General features: G+C 58.5%; 13 protein-coding genes. 9 read left to right on the top strand and 4 right to left on the bottom strand.

The window, feature by feature from the left end; genetic code table 11:
* The first annotated feature begins 28 nt into the window (after positions 1–28).
* The 5 genes from ACR0NM_RS04570 (at position 29) to ACR0NM_RS04550 (ending at position 5,881) form a co-directional block, all read left to right on the top strand.
* The gene (locus tag ACR0NM_RS04570) at positions 29–1,546 is read left to right on the top strand and encodes a class I adenylate-forming enzyme family protein (RefSeq protein ID WP_480613423.1); all 1,518 of its coding nucleotides are present in this window, start codon (positions 29–31) and stop codon (positions 1,544–1,546) included.
* Entirely contained in the window at positions 1,543–2,202 is a 660-nt protein-coding gene (locus ACR0NM_RS04565) for a DsbA family oxidoreductase (RefSeq protein ID WP_480613421.1), read from the top strand. The genes ACR0NM_RS04570 and ACR0NM_RS04565 overlap by 4 nt, the downstream gene beginning before the upstream one ends.
* Positions 2,203–2,275: 73 nt before the next feature.
* The gene (locus ACR0NM_RS04560; protein ID WP_170406074.1) at positions 2,276–3,484 is read left to right on the top strand and encodes a multidrug effflux MFS transporter; all 1,209 of its coding nucleotides are present in this window, start codon (positions 2,276–2,278) and stop codon (positions 3,482–3,484) included.
* 58 nt (positions 3,485–3,542) lie between these two features.
* Positions 3,543–5,207 (top strand): hypothetical protein, encoded by a 1,665-nt coding sequence (locus tag ACR0NM_RS04555; RefSeq protein WP_480613419.1) that lies wholly within the window; start codon positions 3,543–3,545, stop codon positions 5,205–5,207.
* The gene (locus tag ACR0NM_RS04550; RefSeq protein ID WP_170406081.1) at positions 5,204–5,881 is read left to right on the top strand and encodes an SH3 domain-containing protein; all 678 of its coding nucleotides are present in this window, start codon (positions 5,204–5,206) and stop codon (positions 5,879–5,881) included. The genes ACR0NM_RS04555 and ACR0NM_RS04550 overlap by 4 nt, the downstream gene beginning before the upstream one ends.
* Here the strand turns inward: ACR0NM_RS04550 and mfd are convergent.
* Positions 5,878–9,333 carry a transcription-repair coupling factor gene (gene mfd / locus ACR0NM_RS04545; protein ID WP_480613417.1) on the bottom strand — a complete coding sequence of 1,152 codons (3,456 nt, stop codon included), beginning with the start codon at positions 9,331–9,333 and terminating at the stop codon, positions 5,878–5,880. The two genes, ACR0NM_RS04550 and mfd, sit on opposite strands and share 4 nt — an antisense overlap.
* Before the next feature lie 21 nt (positions 9,334–9,354).
* Positions 9,355–9,879, bottom strand: a complete 525-nt coding sequence (locus tag ACR0NM_RS04540) for a component of SufBCD complex (RefSeq protein WP_170396878.1) — start codon at positions 9,877–9,879, stop codon at positions 9,355–9,357.
* A 120-nt stretch (positions 9,880–9,999) separates the two neighbouring features.
* Here ACR0NM_RS04540 and hemB point away from each other — a divergent pair, with 120 nt between their 5' ends.
* The 4 genes from hemB to ACR0NM_RS04520 all read left to right on the top strand — a co-directional run bounded on the left by hemB (position 10,000) and on the right by ACR0NM_RS04520 (position 14,841).
* Positions 10,000–10,998: a porphobilinogen synthase gene (gene hemB, locus ACR0NM_RS04535; RefSeq protein WP_480613415.1), complete on the top strand. Its 999-nt coding sequence runs from the start codon at positions 10,000–10,002 to the stop codon at positions 10,996–10,998.
* A 143-nt stretch (positions 10,999–11,141) separates the two neighbouring features.
* Positions 11,142–11,714, top strand: coding sequence for a lipid-binding SYLF domain-containing protein (locus ACR0NM_RS04530; RefSeq protein ID WP_170396874.1), 573 nt, complete (start codon positions 11,142–11,144; stop codon positions 11,712–11,714).
* Between the two features lie 165 nt (positions 11,715–11,879).
* A complete protein-coding gene (locus ACR0NM_RS04525; RefSeq protein ID WP_480613413.1) occupies positions 11,880–14,342 on the top strand; it encodes a penicillin acylase family protein in 2,463 nt (820 codons plus the stop codon).
* Positions 14,343–14,445: 103 nt separating this feature from the next.
* Positions 14,446–14,841, top strand: a complete 396-nt coding sequence (locus ACR0NM_RS04520; RefSeq protein ID WP_170421920.1) for a nuclear transport factor 2 family protein — start codon at positions 14,446–14,448, stop codon at positions 14,839–14,841.
* On the opposite strand, the gene hflX is transcribed toward ACR0NM_RS04520, so the two are convergent.
* Together hflX and hfq are read right to left on the bottom strand one after the other, a co-directional pair.
* A complete protein-coding gene (gene hflX / locus ACR0NM_RS04515) occupies positions 14,838–16,109 on the bottom strand; it encodes a GTPase HflX (protein ID WP_170817832.1) in 1,272 nt (423 codons plus the stop codon). The genes ACR0NM_RS04520 and hflX overlap by 4 nt on opposite strands.
* A complete protein-coding gene (gene hfq / locus ACR0NM_RS04510) occupies positions 16,109–16,348 on the bottom strand; it encodes an RNA chaperone Hfq (protein WP_005982826.1) in 240 nt (79 codons plus the stop codon). Before hfq ends, hflX begins: the two co-directional genes overlap by 1 nt.
* Positions 16,349–16,460 lie beyond the last annotated feature (112 nt).

Genomic DNA, 16,460 nt, shown 5'->3' with positions numbered 1-16,460 from the left:
GCGCCTCGCACGGGGATAGCCAGTTCTCATGTTGTCGATCTTTGATCAGGGGCCGCCTACGCCCTGCCCGCGCCCATTCAATCTTGCCGCGCATGTGCTGCGCCATGCGAAAAGTTCAGCTGAGAAGACCGCGCTTTCGGTGCTGAGATCGGATGGTGCAACAGACTGGACCTATGGCGATCTGCATTCGGCGATAATGGGCACCGGTTCAGGATTGCTGCAGAGCGGCCTTCGCGCCCAAGACATTGTTCTCATGCGATTGGGCAATACCGTCGATTTTCCGATCGCCTATCTGGGCGCAATCGCCGTGGGACTGGTCCCCGTGCCCACCTCATCACAACTCACCGAGCAAGAGACCGCAAAGATCATCGACGATCTGAAACCCGCCGCCATTTTGCGAGATCCCCAGGTCGCCTGCGCGCCGCACCCGGATCAGATCATGCTGCCTGAACTGGCCCGGATGCGATCACTGCCGCCTGCAAGTTTTGCCATGGGAGATCCCGAGCGGCTGGCCTACGTGGTCTACACTTCGGGCACTTCGGGCAAACCCCGTGCGGTTGCGCATGCACACCGCGCCATCTGGGCTCGGCAGATGATGGTCGACGGCTGGTATGGCCTGAAATCCTCGGACCGGCTGTGCCATGCGGGGGCATTCAATTGGACCTACACGCTGGGCACCGGCTTGATGGACCCTTGGGCCATTGGTGCAACGGCTCTGATCCCTGAACCCGGGACAGACATACGCGATCTGCCTGCCCTGTTGAAACAACATCGCGCCACCATCTTTGCAGCCGCACCGGGGGTCTTTCGGAAGATGATGCAAAGTGACACGCAGCCCGGCCTTCCCAATCTGCGCCACGGCCTTTGCGCCGGGGAAAAGCTGTCGCGACACCTGCATGAACAATGGGTGCAGTCCACCGGCACCGAGCTTTATGAGGCTTACGGCATGTCCGAATGCTCGACCTTCATCTCATCCAGCCCAAGCCACCCGGCACGCGGCACAGCGTTGGGGCAGCCGCAGCCCGGGCGTCGGATTGCCATCCTTGGGCCGGATGGCCCTTTGCCACAAGGTCAGGAAGGTACAATAGCCGTACATCGCGAAGATCCGGGCCTGATGCTGACCTATCTGAATGCCCCGGACGAGGCCGCTGCTCGGATGCAGGGGGATTGGTTCCTGACCGGTGATCAAGGCGCGATGGCCGTTGATGGGCAAATCACCTATCTGGGTCGAGATGACGACATGATGAATGCGGGCGGATATCGCGTTTCCCCGGTCGAAGTGGAGGCGGCCTTATCCACCCATCCCGAGATCACCCAGGTCGGGGCAGCTGCAGTTGAGGTAAAACAGGACAGTTCGATCATCGTTGCCTTCTACACTGGCCCCGAAGAACTGGACGCGGCGGACCTGCACGCCTATGTGTCTGACAAGTTGGCGCGCTACAAACAGCCGCGTGCCTTTGTCCATCTGCCCGCCTTACCCACCGGAGGCAACGGCAAACTTCTGCGCCGCGCCCTGCCGGCCTATTTCAAGGCGACGTCCGAATGACACACACTGTAAAGCTCGACATCATGTCCGATCCGATTTGCCCCTGGTGCTATATCGGCAAGACCCATCTGGACAAAGCGCTCGCCGAAGTGCCAGACCACCCCTTTGTGATCGAGTGGCACCCCTTTCAGCTGAACCCCGATATGCCCGACGAGGGCATGGATCGGCGCGAATACCTTGAACGGAAGTTCGGCGGCAAGGACGGAGCAGTTAGTGCATACGCGCCCGTTGTTGAACATGCCGAAAACGCAGGTTTGAATATCGATTTCGAAGGCATGAAACGCACGCCCAACACGCTGGATGCCCACCGCCTGATCCACTGGGCGGGGATTGAGGGCAAGCAGGATGCCGTGGTCGATGCACTCTTTAATGCTTACTTCGTCGAGGCGCGTGATATTGGTGATCATGAGGTGTTGGCTGATGTCGCCGACAGCGTAGGCATGGACGCAGCGGTCGTACTGAAACTGCTGCAGTCAGACGCCGACCGAGAAGATATCCGTAACCGCGACAGCCATTCACGCGAAATGGGCGTAAATTCGGTTCCCACATATATCGTTGCAAACCAGCACGCCGTTCCGGGCGCGCAACCTCCTGAATTGTGGGCAAAAGTGATCGCTGAGATCATGTCTCAGATTGAGGCTTCCCCTGCAGAATAGCACATACCCCTGTGCATTTCTGATCTAGTCCAACCCGAAACGCCGTGATAGCGCATTCGGGAAGGAGTTCCCCATGGCCGACCGCATGTCCCGGGGCGAATTCATTGCGTTGATCGCGATGATGTTCGCCACGATAGCCTTTTCGATCGATTCAATGCTGCCAGCCCTGCCCGAGATCGGCGCAGAGCTCAGCCCCTACGATCTGAACAAAGCACAGTTGATCCTGACCTCTTTTGTGCTGGGCATGGGGATCGGCACATTCTTTACTGGGCCAATTTCCGATGCGGTCGGGCGCAAGCCGGTGATTTATGGCGGTGCCGCTCTCTATATACTGGCCTGCGCTGTTGCGTGGTCGAGCTCATCGCTTGAACTGGTGCTGGCTGCACGCATCGCGCAGGGCCTCGGGGCGGCCGGGCCGCGCGTTGTGGCTATGGCGATCATTCGCGACTTGTTTTCAGGGCGCGAGATGGCGCGCATCATCTCGATTGCGATGATGATCTTTACTCTGGTCCCCGCCGTGGCACCGCTGCTAGGCGCAGGCGTTATTGCACTGGTCGGCTGGCGCGGCATCTTTGTGTCCTTCATCATATTCGCCACGATCATCGTGATCTGGATGGCCACGCGCCTGCCTGAATCTTTGGCGCCCGAAAACCGGCGCCCCTTCCGCCTGCCCCTGATGATTGCGGCAGTGCATGAGATGTTCGCACACCCCACCGTGCGCCTCTCGATCCTGGTGCAGACGCTGTGCATGGGGTTGCTGTTCACCATGCTAACGATGGTTCAGCCGGTTTTTGACGTCATCCATGATCGGGCAGACAGCTTTCCCTTCTGGTTCGCCTTCGTGGCGCTGATCTCGGGTTCGGCCAGCCTTTTGAACGCTGCCGTGGTCGTACGCGTCGGGATGCGCCGTATGGTGACCTGGGCCTTGGGCGCGCAGATTCTGATAACAAGCGCCGTCATCATCCTGAACATGACACCACTTTCACCGGGCGCGTCATTTGCTGTTTTTGTGGCGTGGCAGACCTCGATCTTCTTTATGGCCGGTGTAACCATGGGCAACCTGAACGCCATTGCCATGGAACCTATGGGTCATATCGCGGGAATGGCTGCCTCGGTCATTGGCTCGATCGCCACAATTCTGGCGGCTGCCATCGCGGCCCCTATTGGGCTGTTATTTGACGGGTCGATCACACCGCTGACGACCGGCGTGCTGACGATGTGCATCCTTGGCTTCGGCCTGATGCTACATATGGGCCGGATTGAAAACAGACTGCCCGCCTGATCTGTGCAGAGCCGCTGAAACACGCTAACATTCCCGCAAATCGTGGGGAGGGGGCGCCATGAGCGACTATTATGATCTGGGCACGTATTCCTGTGCCGTCACCACAGCATCTCCCGAAGCACAGCTTTGGTTCGATCGCGGATTGGTCTGGACGTATGGCTATAACCACGACGAAGCGGTCACGTGCTTTCAGAAAGCTGCCGAGATTGACCCGGATTGCGCCATGGCCCATTGGGGCATCGCCTATGCGGCAGGCCCAAACTATAACCTGCCTTGGGAATTGCGGGACGATCAGGGCCGGGCCAAATCACTGGCCATCGCCTATGATGCAACACTGAAGGCACTGTCGCTGCTCGACGGGTGCACAGCGGTTGAGCAAGCGTTGATCCGCGCCCTACCCGCCCGATACCCTCAGCGCGACCCCACCGAAAACATGCACCAATGGGACTATGACTATGCGGACGCCATGCGCGCCGCATTTGCCGAACAGCCTGATGATCTGGACCTGCGCACGATCCATGTTGAGGCGCTGATGAACCTCACCCCGTGGCAGATGTGGGACCTGAAAACGGGCCAACCGGCCGAGGGTGCCGCGACCCTTGAAGCGCAAGACGCTTTGGAGAGCGCTATGGTCAATGACCCGGCGTCGATGTCTCATCCCGGTCTACTTCACCTATATGTGCACCTGATGGAGATGTCGCCGACGCCAGAAAAGGCGCTGCAGGCCGGAGACATCCTGCGCACACTTGTGCCCGATGCCGGGCATCTGGTGCATATGCCAACCCATATCGATGTGCTGTGCGGCCATTACCACAATGTTGCCTACTGGAACGAAAAGGCTACCGAGGCCGATCTGAAATATTATGAGCGTGAAGGCGCGTTCAACATTTATACCGGCTATCGTCAGCACAACTATCACTTCACCATCTATGGCGCTCTGTTTCTCGGTCAGATGGAACCAGCCCTGCGTGCCAATCAGGGCCTGTGGGATACCACCCCCGAAGATATGCTTCGGATCGAAAGCCCGCCCATGGCGGATTATTTTGAAAGCTACATGTCCATGGGCCCGCATATCCTGATCCGCTTTGGCCGCTGGGAAGAGGCCAAGGCACTGAATTTGCCAGACGACCCTGACCTTTATCGCACTTTGACAGCAACAACACATTATGCTCGCGCCATCGCCCATGCGGCCACTGATGAGGTGGCGCAAGCCGAGGCCGAAGAGCAGTTGTTCCTTGCCGCAAAAACCTGCGTGCCCGAGACCCGCCGCCTGCACAACAATCGGGTCATCGACCTTCTGGAGATCGCAGCGGAAATGCTGCGCGGAGAAATCGAGTATCGCAAAGGCAACTACGAGATTGCCTATGCACATCTACGCCGCTCGGTCGAGTTGGATGACACGCTGCCCTATGACGAGCCATGGGGTTGGATGCAACCAACACGCCATGCGCTTGGTGCGTTGTTGTGCGAACAAGGGCATGTGAACGAGGCCGAGGCAGTCTATCGTGAAGATCTAGGCTTGGGTGGCACGCTCAGCCGCGCCTCGATCCACCCTGACAATGTCTGGAGTTTGAAGGGTTTGCATGATTGCCTGAAAGCACGCGGCGAGACAGTAGAAATCCGCCAAATCAAGCAACGCCTTGATCTTGCCTTGGCGCGCGCGGACCGCACCGTCGGCGCGTCGTGCTTCTGTGCCCAAGCCGCCATGAGGGCTGCGGAATGAAGCTATTCCTTTTGGTGGCAGGCTTGCTGCTTGCCAGTCCAGCGCTGGCACAGCGCCAGACCTTTCCACCTATCGACGAGGCAGGTCAAAATCCATCACTGGTCGCATTCCGAGCTGACTTGCTGGCGAAAATCGAGGCACGCGATACCGATGCAGTTGTCGCCGCCGCTTGTCCCGACATCTATCTCAGTCACGGCACAGCAGGTGGACCGGAAGAGTTTCGCACCAACTTGACTGTGCCTCCGGAAACGCTTGGTGAAGAATTTCAGGACGAGGCTGCGGAGCTACGTGATTTTTATTGGTCGCAATTGCAGCAAACAGTTTCCCAACCGGGATATTTTGACGATCAGGGTGAATTCTGGATGCCGCACTATTGGCGGATCATTCTTCCCGCTACAGTAGACCCTTTCACCGCCTTCTATGTTTCGGGCGAAAGCATCACACTGCGTCAGGCACCGTCTCGTGGCGCGCCCATCCTCGCGCTGATCAGTCATGAAATCGTGATCGTCCCTGACTATCAACCTGATGGGGAATACCAGAAAATCAGACTAACCGATGGGACATCGGGCTACTTACTCAGCGATTTTCTGACATCGATGGTTGGCTACCGCGCTGCGTTTGTTAAATCCGATACGGGCGACTGGCAAATCTGCACTTTTGTGACGGGGGACTAGGCTTTCGCCTTTTTCTTCACAGCCACGACCTTTTCGGCCAGATCACGGGCGATGGCAAACGCACCTTTGATCTTGTCGCTGTCCTTCTTCCAGTCGCGCCGCACAACGATCTTGTTGTCCTTGACCTTGGCCAGCCCGCGTTGGTTCTGAATGAACTCGACCAACCCCTCGGGTGAGGCGAATTTATCATTGTGGAACTGTATCGTTGCGCCCTTTGGCCCGCCGTCCAGCTTGGCGATCCCGGCACGTTTGCACATCGCCTTAATGCGCACGACAAGCATCAGGGTATTCACCTCTTTCGGCAGGCTGCCGAAGCGGTCGATCAACTCGGCAGCGAATCCTTCCAGTTCCACTTTCGTCGACAGTGACGACAGGCGGCGGTAGAGGCCCAGACGCACGTCCAGATCGGGCACATAATCCTCGGGGATCAGAACCGGGACACCCAGATTGATCTGCGGCGCCCATTGGTCATCGGCATCCGATAGCCCCTCCATCTCGCCGGCTTTGATCTTGGCAATCGCCTCTTCCAGCATCGATTGGTAGAGTTCGTAGCCCACATCACGCATCTGGCCGGACTGTTCCTCACCCAGCAGGTTGCCCGCACCACGAATGTCGAGATCTTGCGATGCCAGTGTGAACCCGGCCCCGAGCGTATCCAGCGAGCCCAGAACCCGCAGCCGTTTCTCAGCCGTCGCCGTCAGGCGCTGGCGCGGTTTGGTGGTCAGATAGGCATAGGCGCGGGTTTTTGAGCGCCCCACCCGCCCCCGGATCTGATAGAGCTGCGCTAGGCCAAACATATCCGCCCGATGCACGACCATCGTGTTGGCAGTCGGGATATCCAGCCCGCTTTCTACGATCGTCGTGGCCAGCAGAACGTCGTATTTACCGTCGTAAAACGCGTTCATGCGGTCATCAAGCTCACCCGCAGCCATCTGCCCGTGTGCGACCACGTAGGACAACTCAGGCAACTGCTCTTTCAGGAATTCCTCGATCTCAGGCAGGTCAGAGATGCGCGGCACCACATAGAAGCTCTGCCCGCCACGATAATGCTCGCGCAGCAGCGCCTCACGGATTGTTACCGCGTCGAATTCGCTAACATAGGTGCGGATCGCAAGCCGGTCGATGGGGGGCGTGCCTATGATCGACAGATCACGCACGCCTGTTAGGGACAGTTGCAGAGTTCGTGGGATCGGTGTCGCTGTCAGGGTCAGGACGTGCACGTCCGAGCGCAGCTGTTTCAGCCGTTCCTTGTGGCCCACGCCGAAATGCTGTTCCTCGTCGATGATCAGCAGGCCTAGATTATTGAACCGTATCCCTTTCGCCAGCAACGCATGGGTGCCGATCACGATATCCACCGTGCCCCGCGCCAGCCCGTCTCGGGTTTGCTGCGCCTCTTTGGCCGAGACAAAGCGCGATAATTGCCGGACCTCCAGCGGGAACCCCCGGAAGCGTTCCTTGAAGGACGCCGCGTGTTGCCGTGCGAGCAACGTGGTCGGTGCCACAATGGCAACCTGTACGCCCGACATCGCGGCGACAAAGGCTGCGCGCATGGCGACCTCGGTCTTGCCAAAGCCTACATCCCCACAGATCAGGCGATCCATCGGCGCGCCGGAATGCATATCCTCCATCACTTCGGAGATGGCGCGCAACTGATCGTCGGTCTCCTGATAGGGGAAACGAGCGCTGAACTCTTCCCACGCATGGGGTGGTGGGTCCATGACCGGAGCCTTGCGCAAGGCACGCTCAGCGGCGATGCGGATCAATTTATCCGCCATCTCGCGGATGCGCTCTTTCAGCTTGGCCTTCTTGGCCTGCCATGCGCCGCCACCCAGACGGTCCAACAGCCCCTCGTCATGGCCATATTTCGACAGCAGCTCGATGTTTTCGACCGGCAGGTAGAGTTTGGACTGTTCGGCATATTCCAGCAGCAGGCATTCATGGGCGGCGCCAGCAGCCGTAACGACCTCCATCCCCTGATACCGCCCGATCCCGTGGTCAACATGCACCACCAGATCACCGGGCGACAGCGACTGCGTTTCAGTCAGGAAGTTCTCGGCCTTGCGGCGTTTCTTGGGTTGGCGGATCAGACGGTCGCCCAGAACGTCCTGTTCCGAGATCACGGTCAGATTGGGCGCTTCAAACCCGTGTTCCAACGCCCAAACCGCAAGATGCAGGCCGCGCTTTCCAACCCGGGTCCCGTCGGTCACCGGGATTGCCTCGGCCAGGCCTTCATCTTCGATCAAGCCGGTCAGTCGTTCACGAGCGCCTTCGGAGTAAGAGGCAATGAGGACCGGCCCCTTGTCCATCTTTTCGGTGATATGCGCCGCCAGAGCGCCAAACAGGCTGATGCTTTCCTGCTGACGTTCGGGTGCAAAGTTGCGCCCGATCCGTCCGCCTGCATCAATCACGCCCGGACCACTCGCCTGCGGCAGCGGGCTGAACTGCAAAACGCGACGATCGCCCACTGCATCTTCCCATGCAGCATCGTCCATATAGAGCAGACCGGGAGGCGTCGGTTTATAAACCGTATCCATACGCGAGCGGTTTTCCAAAGCCAGCTTTCGCGTCTCATACTGATCCGCAATCGTATCCCAGCGCGCCAGCCGAGCAGGCGTGACCTGATCGTCAAGCGAGATTGAGGCCCCTGGAAGATAATCGAACAGCGTTTCCAGCTTTTCATGGAAAAACGGCAGCCAATGCTCAATCCCCTGGTGCTTGCGACCTGCGCTGACAGCTTCGTATAAGGGATCATCCGTACCCGCCGCGCCGAATTCGATGCGATAGTTCTGACGGAATCGGGTGATGGCGGCTTCGTCCAGTATGACCTCGGACACCGGGGCAAGCTCGACCACATCAAGTTTTTCAGTCGTTCGCTGCGAGACAGGATCAAACCGGCGTGCACCATCCAGAACATCCCCGAACAAGTCCAGCCGCACGGGACCGCTCTCACCGGGTGGGAAGATGTCGATGATACCGCCTCGGATAGCGTAGTCTCCGGGCTCCATCACCGTGGGGCTTTGGGTAAAGCCCATGCGCACCAGAAAGTTGCGTAGGGCATCTTCGTCGATGCGCTGATCTACGCGAGCGGTGAATGCGGCCTCTCGCAACACTGCACGCGCGGGTACCCGTTGGGTCGCGGCATTGAGCGTGGTCAGCAGCACGAACCGCTGCGGCATCTGATGCACCAAAGCAGCCAATGTTGCCACGCGGGCAGCAGAAATGTCGGCGTTGGGCGACACCCGATCATAGGGCAAGCAGTCCCATCCGGGGAATACAAATATGGGCATGTCCGGCGCAAAGAATGCCAACGCTGCCCGCATCGCCTCCATCCGTTTGTCATCGCGGGCGATATGACAGACTGGACCGCCCGAGCGCGCGATCTCATTCAGCACAAGCTGTGCATCAAACCCCTCGGGGCCGCCGCCGACTGTTACGTGGTTCGGAGCCGTCATTACCTCGCCTTTCAGGGACTACTAACCCAGGACACCAATCGAAATGTTCTGATACATTCCCCAGAACGCAGTGATCAAGATCGAGAACATACCGATGATCTGAGTAAAGGTCCGACTGCGCGTCAGCGTTTTGGAAACATTTTCTACGGTCGCTTCTTGAGTCTGCAATCGACGCGCTGCCGCAATACTGATCATCATGACAAAACACATCGGGAGCAGAAGAAGGAATACGGCCTGTGCAAATTCCACGTCGTAGAAGAACCCCAACGTCGCAAGGCCAGTCAAAACAAAACAGCAAATTGCCATCAATACCAGACCCGAGGTTTCGACGATGTACAATACTCTGTTCGAGTTGATCCGCGCGACATCCAGAAGGTCTTGTTCTGATTGACCACCTACACGACGGGCGCGCATCACCAGATCATAGGGCACCCCCATCGTCCAGTGGCTGGCAGATGACCAAAGAACGGCCAGACCGATCCAGTACCACAGATTCGAAAAGCTCCGCATGTCGATGAGTTCGAAAATCGAAGAGTATATGTCCAAGCGTCTGCCCTTTGTTCAACGTCCGCAGGGACCGTCATCGCAGCGATGCGTCCATTGTCACCCTTGAGACCACCGGGAATTCATGCCACCCAATGCGCAATTGTTCAAGGAGAGTGCGCCATGAAACCGACTATCGCCCCATATCCCCGGACCCGTTTCCGCCGGGCCCGCCAATCTGAGGCGATCCGGGGTCTGGTACGCGAGAACACCTTGACCGTGAATGACTTTATCTGGCCTGTTTTTGTGCGCGACGGTGAAAATATCGAAGAACCCGTCCCGTCGATTCCCGGGGTCGTGCGACGCTCGGTCGACCTGATCGCCAAAGCCGCGGTTGAAGCGCAAGCCCTTGGTATTCCTGCAATATGTATTTTCCCATACACCGATCCGAGCCTGAAAACCGAGGATTGTGCCGAGGCCTGGAACCCCGACAACCTGTCCAACCGCGCCATTCGTGCGATCAAGACCGCTGCGCCCGAAATCGCGGTGATGACGGATGTGGCCCTGGACCCCTACAACATCAACGGCCATGACGGCTATGTGGTCGATGGCGAGATTGTGAATGACCAGACTGTTGAGGCGCTGGTGAAAATGACGCTGGCGCAGGCCGAAGCCGGAGCTGACATCATCGGCCCGTCCGACATGATGGATGGCCGTATCGGCGCCATGCGCAGCGCACTTGAGTCGGCTGGTCACCACAATGTCATGATCCTGAGTTATGCCGCCAAATATGCCAGCGCTTTCTACGGCCCTTTCCGCGACGCCGTTGGGGCATCGGGCGCTCTGACCGGTGACAAGAAGACCTATCAGATGGACCCTGCCAACTCGAACGAAGCCCTCCGTCTGATCGAGCGTGATCTGACCGAGGGTGCAGATATGGTCATGATCAAGCCGGGGATGCCATACTTGGACATCTGCCGACGGGTCAAAGACAGCTTCGGTGCACCGACCTATGCCTATCAGGTGTCTGGCGAATACGCGATGATCCAAGCCGCTGCACAAAACGGTTGGATCGACGGCGAAAAGGTGATGCTGGAAAGCCTGCTGGCCTTTAAGCGCGCAGGGTGTGACGGCATTCTGACCTATTTTGCACCCGAAGCCGCGCGCATCCTGCAGGGCTAACACTTCAGATTGTCGCAATTTTTCGCCGATTTGCTGCGTGCGCAGCACAGCTTTCCCGTGACAGGCCGGTGCAATCGGCGTATTCTTGCAGACAAGATCGGGAACACCCGACATATCAGGCACATACACAGAGACAGAGAAACATGAGCAGTTCAAACTCCCCCCGACTTAGCCGTCGCGGTTTTGCTTTTGGCATGGCCGGACTGACGCTGACCGCCGCCTGCGGCAACGGCGTTGGCAACTCCAACGCAGTCACACTCGACGCGCGCGTCGACGCGACGCTGAACGAGATGTACAGCAAGTATCCCAACACCGTTGAGATTGCCAACAAGGCCAACGGAATGTTGGTCATGCCACTGATTACAGATGCTGGATTTATCTTTGGTGGCGCCTATGGTCAGGGTGCACTGCGTATTCAGGGCGCGACGGTCGACTATTATTCCGCCATCTCCGGTACTGCGGGTCTGCAGATCGGCGCACAGCAATATGCGCATGTTCTGTTCTTTATGACCGAAGAGGCCTTGAACGATTTCCGCCGCTCCAGCGGTTGGACGGCCGGTGCAGATATCGGATACGTCGTCGACGCGACCGGAGAATCCTTGTCGACCGACACCACTCAGTTGCGCAAACCCGTGCTGGCCGCAGTCTTTGGACAGGCGGGTCTGAAGTTCGGCGCGACGGTCGAAGGCACCAAATATACGCGCATCATCCCCTAAGACCCCAGATACCACCCTCCCCCCTCTGACGAGCCCCGCTACATCTTGTGGCGGGGCTCCGTGTTTTCGCGGTTTTCCACAAATTCCAGTGGCATTTCCCTTTCGGTCGGGCGGAGGTTCCAGTAACCTTGGCGCAAATGACCGCATAGAATTCTCGGGGGACAGATGGGCCTGGTTTTTCGCTGGCTGGTGAGACTTACGACAGGCCTGATCCTGCTGGCAATCGCTGCTGTGGGGTTGGTCTACTTTCTGGCCAGCCAATCCCTGCCTGAATACAATCAAACCCTTGAAGTTGAAGGAATAACTGCCCCTGTCGAGATCGTTCGCGACACTGCAAATGTGCCGCATATACTGGGCCAGTCTGACCCGGACGTGTTCTTTGGTCTGGGCTATGCCCATGCACAAGACAGGCTGTGGCAGATGACCATTCTGCGTCGGACTGCACAGGGCCGCTTGTCCGAAGTGTTCGGCCAGCGCACGGTAGCCATCGACAAATTATTGCGTCGTTTCGATCTTTACGGGCTCGCTCATCGCTCAGTCGAGTTTCAGGACGACTATACCAAGGCCGCGCTTCGCGCTTATTCCGCAGGGATCAACGCCCGGCTTACCGAGATCAACGAACAGGCGCTTGGACGTGGCGCCCCCGAGATGTTCCTGTTCAACGCCCCCGTTCCCCCATGGCAACCGGGCGACAGCGTAGCGATTATCAAGCTGATGAGCCTGCAGCTTTCCGGCCATCTTGCTGATGAAGTGTTGCGCGCACGCACATCGCTGATGCTGGATAATCCCGCACGGCTGGCCGACATTCTGCCCGACGTCCCCGGCCCCGGTATTGCCGCGCTGCCCGAGTATGCTGATCTGTTTCCAGACCTTCCGCGCTATGCCCAAGGCACCCCGATGCCCGACACGCCGCTGTCGCCTTTCCCGCAGCGCGGGCTGGCAGGTGCGTCAAATGCGTGGACCGCCTCGCCGTCCCGCTCGGCCAGCGGTGGCACGTTGCTGGCAAACGATCCGCATCTGGGCCTCACCGCCCCGGGTATCTGGTATCTGGCGCGGCTGGAACTGGCCAAAGGCGGCGTTATCGGTGCAACCATTCCAGGCGTACCGGCAATCTCAGCCGGACGGAGTGAGCGCTTGGGCTGGGGCCTTACCTCCTCCTATCTAGACGATCAGGACGTTCACATCGAACAACTGAACCCCGACAATCCCGAAGAATACCTTACTCCAGACGGCTACAAACGCTTTCAGACCCGCCCTTCGATTATCGAGATCAAAGACGCCGCCCCAATAACCCTGACCCTGCGCTGGACCGAGAATGGCCCGGTTCTGCCGGGCACGCATTATGATCTGGAAACCATCACACCACCGGGCCATGTCGCGTCTCTGTCGTGGAGCGCGCTAAGCCCCCGCGATACATCCATGAGCGCCTCTTTGGCGCTGATGAATGCCGATTCAGTTCGAGACGCCATTGACGCGGCCGAGGACTATATTGCCCCTTCGCAAAACTTGTCGCTTGTCGATAAAGACACGATCGGCATGAAACTGGTCGGCGCAATGCCCCGGCGCGATCTGAACAATCAAAGCCGAGGCCGCATTCCCACCCCCGGCTGGCTGGAACGGAACCGTTGGCAGGGCCGCCTGCCCTATTCAGACAATCCTGAATTCGTGGCCCCGGTCGGCGGAGTTCTGGGTAACACCAACAACAAGATTATCGACCGGCCCTTCCCGCGCCATGTGTCGTACGAGTGGGGCGACACCCAGCGGGTCAATCGCTGGGAACGCCTGATGCAATCGCGCGAGGTACATACGCGTGACAGTTTTATCGAAGCGCAGTTGGACACGGTTAGCTTTACAGCGCGATCACTGCTTCCTCTGATCGGCGCCGACCTCTGGTTTACCGGTGAGTCGGCACCCGAAGGCACGCCCGAACGGCAGCGTCAGATCGCGCTGGATCTGCTGGCCAACTGGAACGGTGAGATGAACGAGCATCTGCCGGAACCCCTGATCTACGCCGCATGGTTGCGCGCGCTGCAAATCCGCCTGATCTCGGACGAACTTGGCCCGCTGGCTGCCGAATACAAGCATGTCGAGCCGCTGTTTATCGAACGGGTGTATCGCGATATCGACGGTGCCTCGGTCTGGTGCGACGTGGTTCAGAGCGCTCCCGTTGAAAATTGCACCGACATGGCACGACTGGCCCTGGATGACGCGATCATTTGGATTTCCGAGCGCTATGGCCCCGCACTCGAATCTTTACGCTGGGGCGATGCGCATCAGGCCACCCAGGACCACCCTGCGCTGGGCCAGGTTCCGGTGCTGCGGTTTTTCGTCAACATCCGCCAATCCACCAGCGGTGGCGATAACACCTTGCTGCGCGGGCGCACGTCAGGCGAAGGACCGGACCCGTTCCAGAATGTGCATGGCGCTGGTTATCGTGGCGTCTACGATTTTGCGGACCCCGATAGTTCGGTTTTCATCACCGCAACTGGCCAGTCAGGCCATTTCCTATCCCGCTATTATGACGATCAGGCCCAACTATGGCGGCGCGGAGAATACATCCCTATGTCTCTGGATATCGGGCTTGCCCGTGCAGCGGCAGTTGGTGTGACTGTCCTGAACCCGCGCTGATCTGATCGGCAAATCCCCGCCCCTTTTTGAACCTCGCGTGGCGCACCCCTTCGTTATCGCCTAAACTCGTCTGGCCGTCGCATTGCACGAAGGGGGAAAATGCATGGGCAGCTTTCGAGACACCTTAAACAATCTCGCACGCGATTATGCCATCGCCTGGAGCTCGGGCGATCCCGACTTGGTCGCCAGTTTTTTCGCCCCCGAAGGTCAGATCAGCATTAATCGCGGTGAGCCCCTGCGCGGCCATGCCGAAATCGCTGAAATGGCCCGCGGGTTCTATGCAGAATTCCCCGATCTTGAGGTGCGTTGCGATATGATGCGTTGGGCCGGAGGGCATGCCATTTTTGTCTGGACCCTCGAAGGCCATCACGTCGAGACCGGCAACCGTGTCGTTACACGCGGCTGGGAAGAGTGGGAGCTTTCAAAGGACAACAAGGTGCTATCGTCGCTTGGGTGGTTCGATGCAGAGGATTACCAGCGCCAGATAGACGGTACCTAGAACGCCGCGAAGCGGGACGCCTGCTTGTCAGTCCAGAGCACCGTGATCTCGAACCCCTCTTCGGTTTGATCTTCAGACCTGACCACATCCTGACGATAGAGCCACGCGCGTTTGTCACCATCGGCAAAGCCCAGTTTCAGGATAGTCTCATACCGCGTGCCCTGCAGGATCGTGGCGATTTCAGACAGCAGCGGATCAACACCCTCGCCCGTTACGGCCGATATGGCAAAGATCGCCGGATCACGCTCTGCCCGGGCAAGCGCGGCTTCGCGGTCTTCCGGGCTCAGCAGATCGATCTTGTTCCAAACCTCCAACCGTGGGCGACTGTCCTCAACACCCAGAGAGTTCAGGATCGCCTCAACATCCCGTGCCTGTGCTTCGGTTTCTTCGTGGCTGATATCGCGGACATGCACGACCAGATCAGCCCCCAGAACCTCTTCCAGCGTGGCGCGGAAGGCCGCAACCAGTTCCGTGGGCAAGTTCGAGATGAAACCCACGGTATCGGACAGGATCACCTCGGGGCCATCCGGCAGCTCAACCCGTCGCATGGTTGGGTCCAACGTGGCGAACAGCATGTCTTTTGCCATCACCTCGGCCCCGGTTAGGCTGTTGAACAGCGTGGATTTCCCGGCGTTTGTATAGCCAACAAGTGCAACAATCGGGTATGGAACCTTCGCGCGCGCTGCGCGGTGTAAGGTGCGGGTCTTCACCACTTTTTGCAATTGTCGGCGCAGGCGGACCAGTTGTTCATCAATAGCACGCCGGTCGGCCTCGATCTGAGTTTCACCGGGACCACCCACAAACCCAAGTCCACCGCGCTGACGTTCCAGGTGGGTCCAGGCCCGAACCAGTCGCGTACGCTGATAGCTAAGCGCGGCCATCTCAACTTGCAGCACACCTTCACGGGTACGCGCACGGTCGCTGAATATTTCCAGAATCAAACCGGTCCGGTCGAGGATTTTGACCTTCCACGCCTTTTCCAGATTGCGCTGCTGAACCGGAGTCACTGGCCCGTCGATCAGAACCAGCTCGATCTCATTGTCGTGGAGGCGTTCGGCCAGTTCCTCGATCTTGCCGCTGCCGAACAGAAAACCAGCCTGCGCGCGCGGTAGGCGCACTATTTCGGAACCGACCACATCCAGATCGGGCAAAGCGGCAGCTAGTGCCACCGCCTCTTCCAGCGCTGGTTCGGGGACACGGCGCTGTTCATCTGATTTGATTTCGGGATGCAGCACCCAAGCCCGGGTGCGCGCCCTCTCATGTTCCATCAAGAGGCGTCTTCGCCCTCATACAGGTTGATCGGCTGTGACGGCATGATGGTCGAAATCGCATGCTTGTACACCAACTGCGACTGTCCGTCGCGGCGCAGCAGCACGCAGAAGTTATCGAACCAGGTGATTACACCCTGCAATTTCACACCGTTGATCAGGAATATTGTGACCGGGACCTTTGCTTTCCGTACATTGTTCAGGAACGCGTCCTGCAGATTCTGTCTGTCCGAAGCCATATTTTGTTATCTCGCCATTGTTCTTGCTACGCGCTGCGGACCAACGCGCTCCCTCCGGCAGAGTATGGAGTGCCGCGCACAGATATTCCAGATGAAAAATCAGGCAGTAACA

The sequence above is a fragment of the Ruegeria sp. AF2 genome (genome assembly GCF_056542025.1).
Note: the sequence above shows the minus strand (reverse complement) of the source record. Positions and strands in the feature narration are given on the sequence as shown.

Excerpts from the sequence above, each read along its gene's own strand:
- ACR0NM_RS04530 (WP_170396874.1), top strand. The coding sequence starts at position 11,142 with ATGAGCAGTTCAAACTCCCCCCGACTTAGCCGTCGCGGTTTTGCTTTT.
- ACR0NM_RS04560 (WP_170406074.1), top strand. The coding sequence starts at position 2,276 with ATGGCCGACCGCATGTCCCGGGGCGAATTCATTGCGTTGATCGCGATG.
- mfd (WP_480613417.1), bottom strand. The coding sequence starts at position 9,333 with ATGACGGCTCCGAACCACGTAACAGTCGGCGGCGGCCCCGAGGGGTTT.
- hemB (WP_480613415.1), top strand. The coding sequence starts at position 10,000 with ATGAAACCGACTATCGCCCCATATCCCCGGACCCGTTTCCGCCGGGCC.
- ACR0NM_RS04520 (WP_170421920.1), top strand. The coding sequence starts at position 14,446 with ATGGGCAGCTTTCGAGACACCTTAAACAATCTCGCACGCGATTATGCC.
- hfq (WP_005982826.1), bottom strand. The coding sequence starts at position 16,348 with ATGGCTTCGGACAGACAGAATCTGCAGGACGCGTTCCTGAACAATGTA.
- ACR0NM_RS04525 (WP_480613413.1), top strand. The coding sequence starts at position 11,880 with ATGGGCCTGGTTTTTCGCTGGCTGGTGAGACTTACGACAGGCCTGATC.
- ACR0NM_RS04555 (WP_480613419.1), top strand. The coding sequence starts at position 3,543 with ATGAGCGACTATTATGATCTGGGCACGTATTCCTGTGCCGTCACCACA.
- hflX (WP_170817832.1), bottom strand. The coding sequence starts at position 16,109 with ATGGAACATGAGAGGGCGCGCACCCGGGCTTGGGTGCTGCATCCCGAA.
- ACR0NM_RS04570 (WP_480613423.1), top strand. The coding sequence starts at position 29 with ATGTTGTCGATCTTTGATCAGGGGCCGCCTACGCCCTGCCCGCGCCCA.
- ACR0NM_RS04550 (WP_170406081.1), top strand. The coding sequence starts at position 5,204 with ATGAAGCTATTCCTTTTGGTGGCAGGCTTGCTGCTTGCCAGTCCAGCG.
- ACR0NM_RS04565 (WP_480613421.1), top strand. The coding sequence starts at position 1,543 with ATGACACACACTGTAAAGCTCGACATCATGTCCGATCCGATTTGCCCC.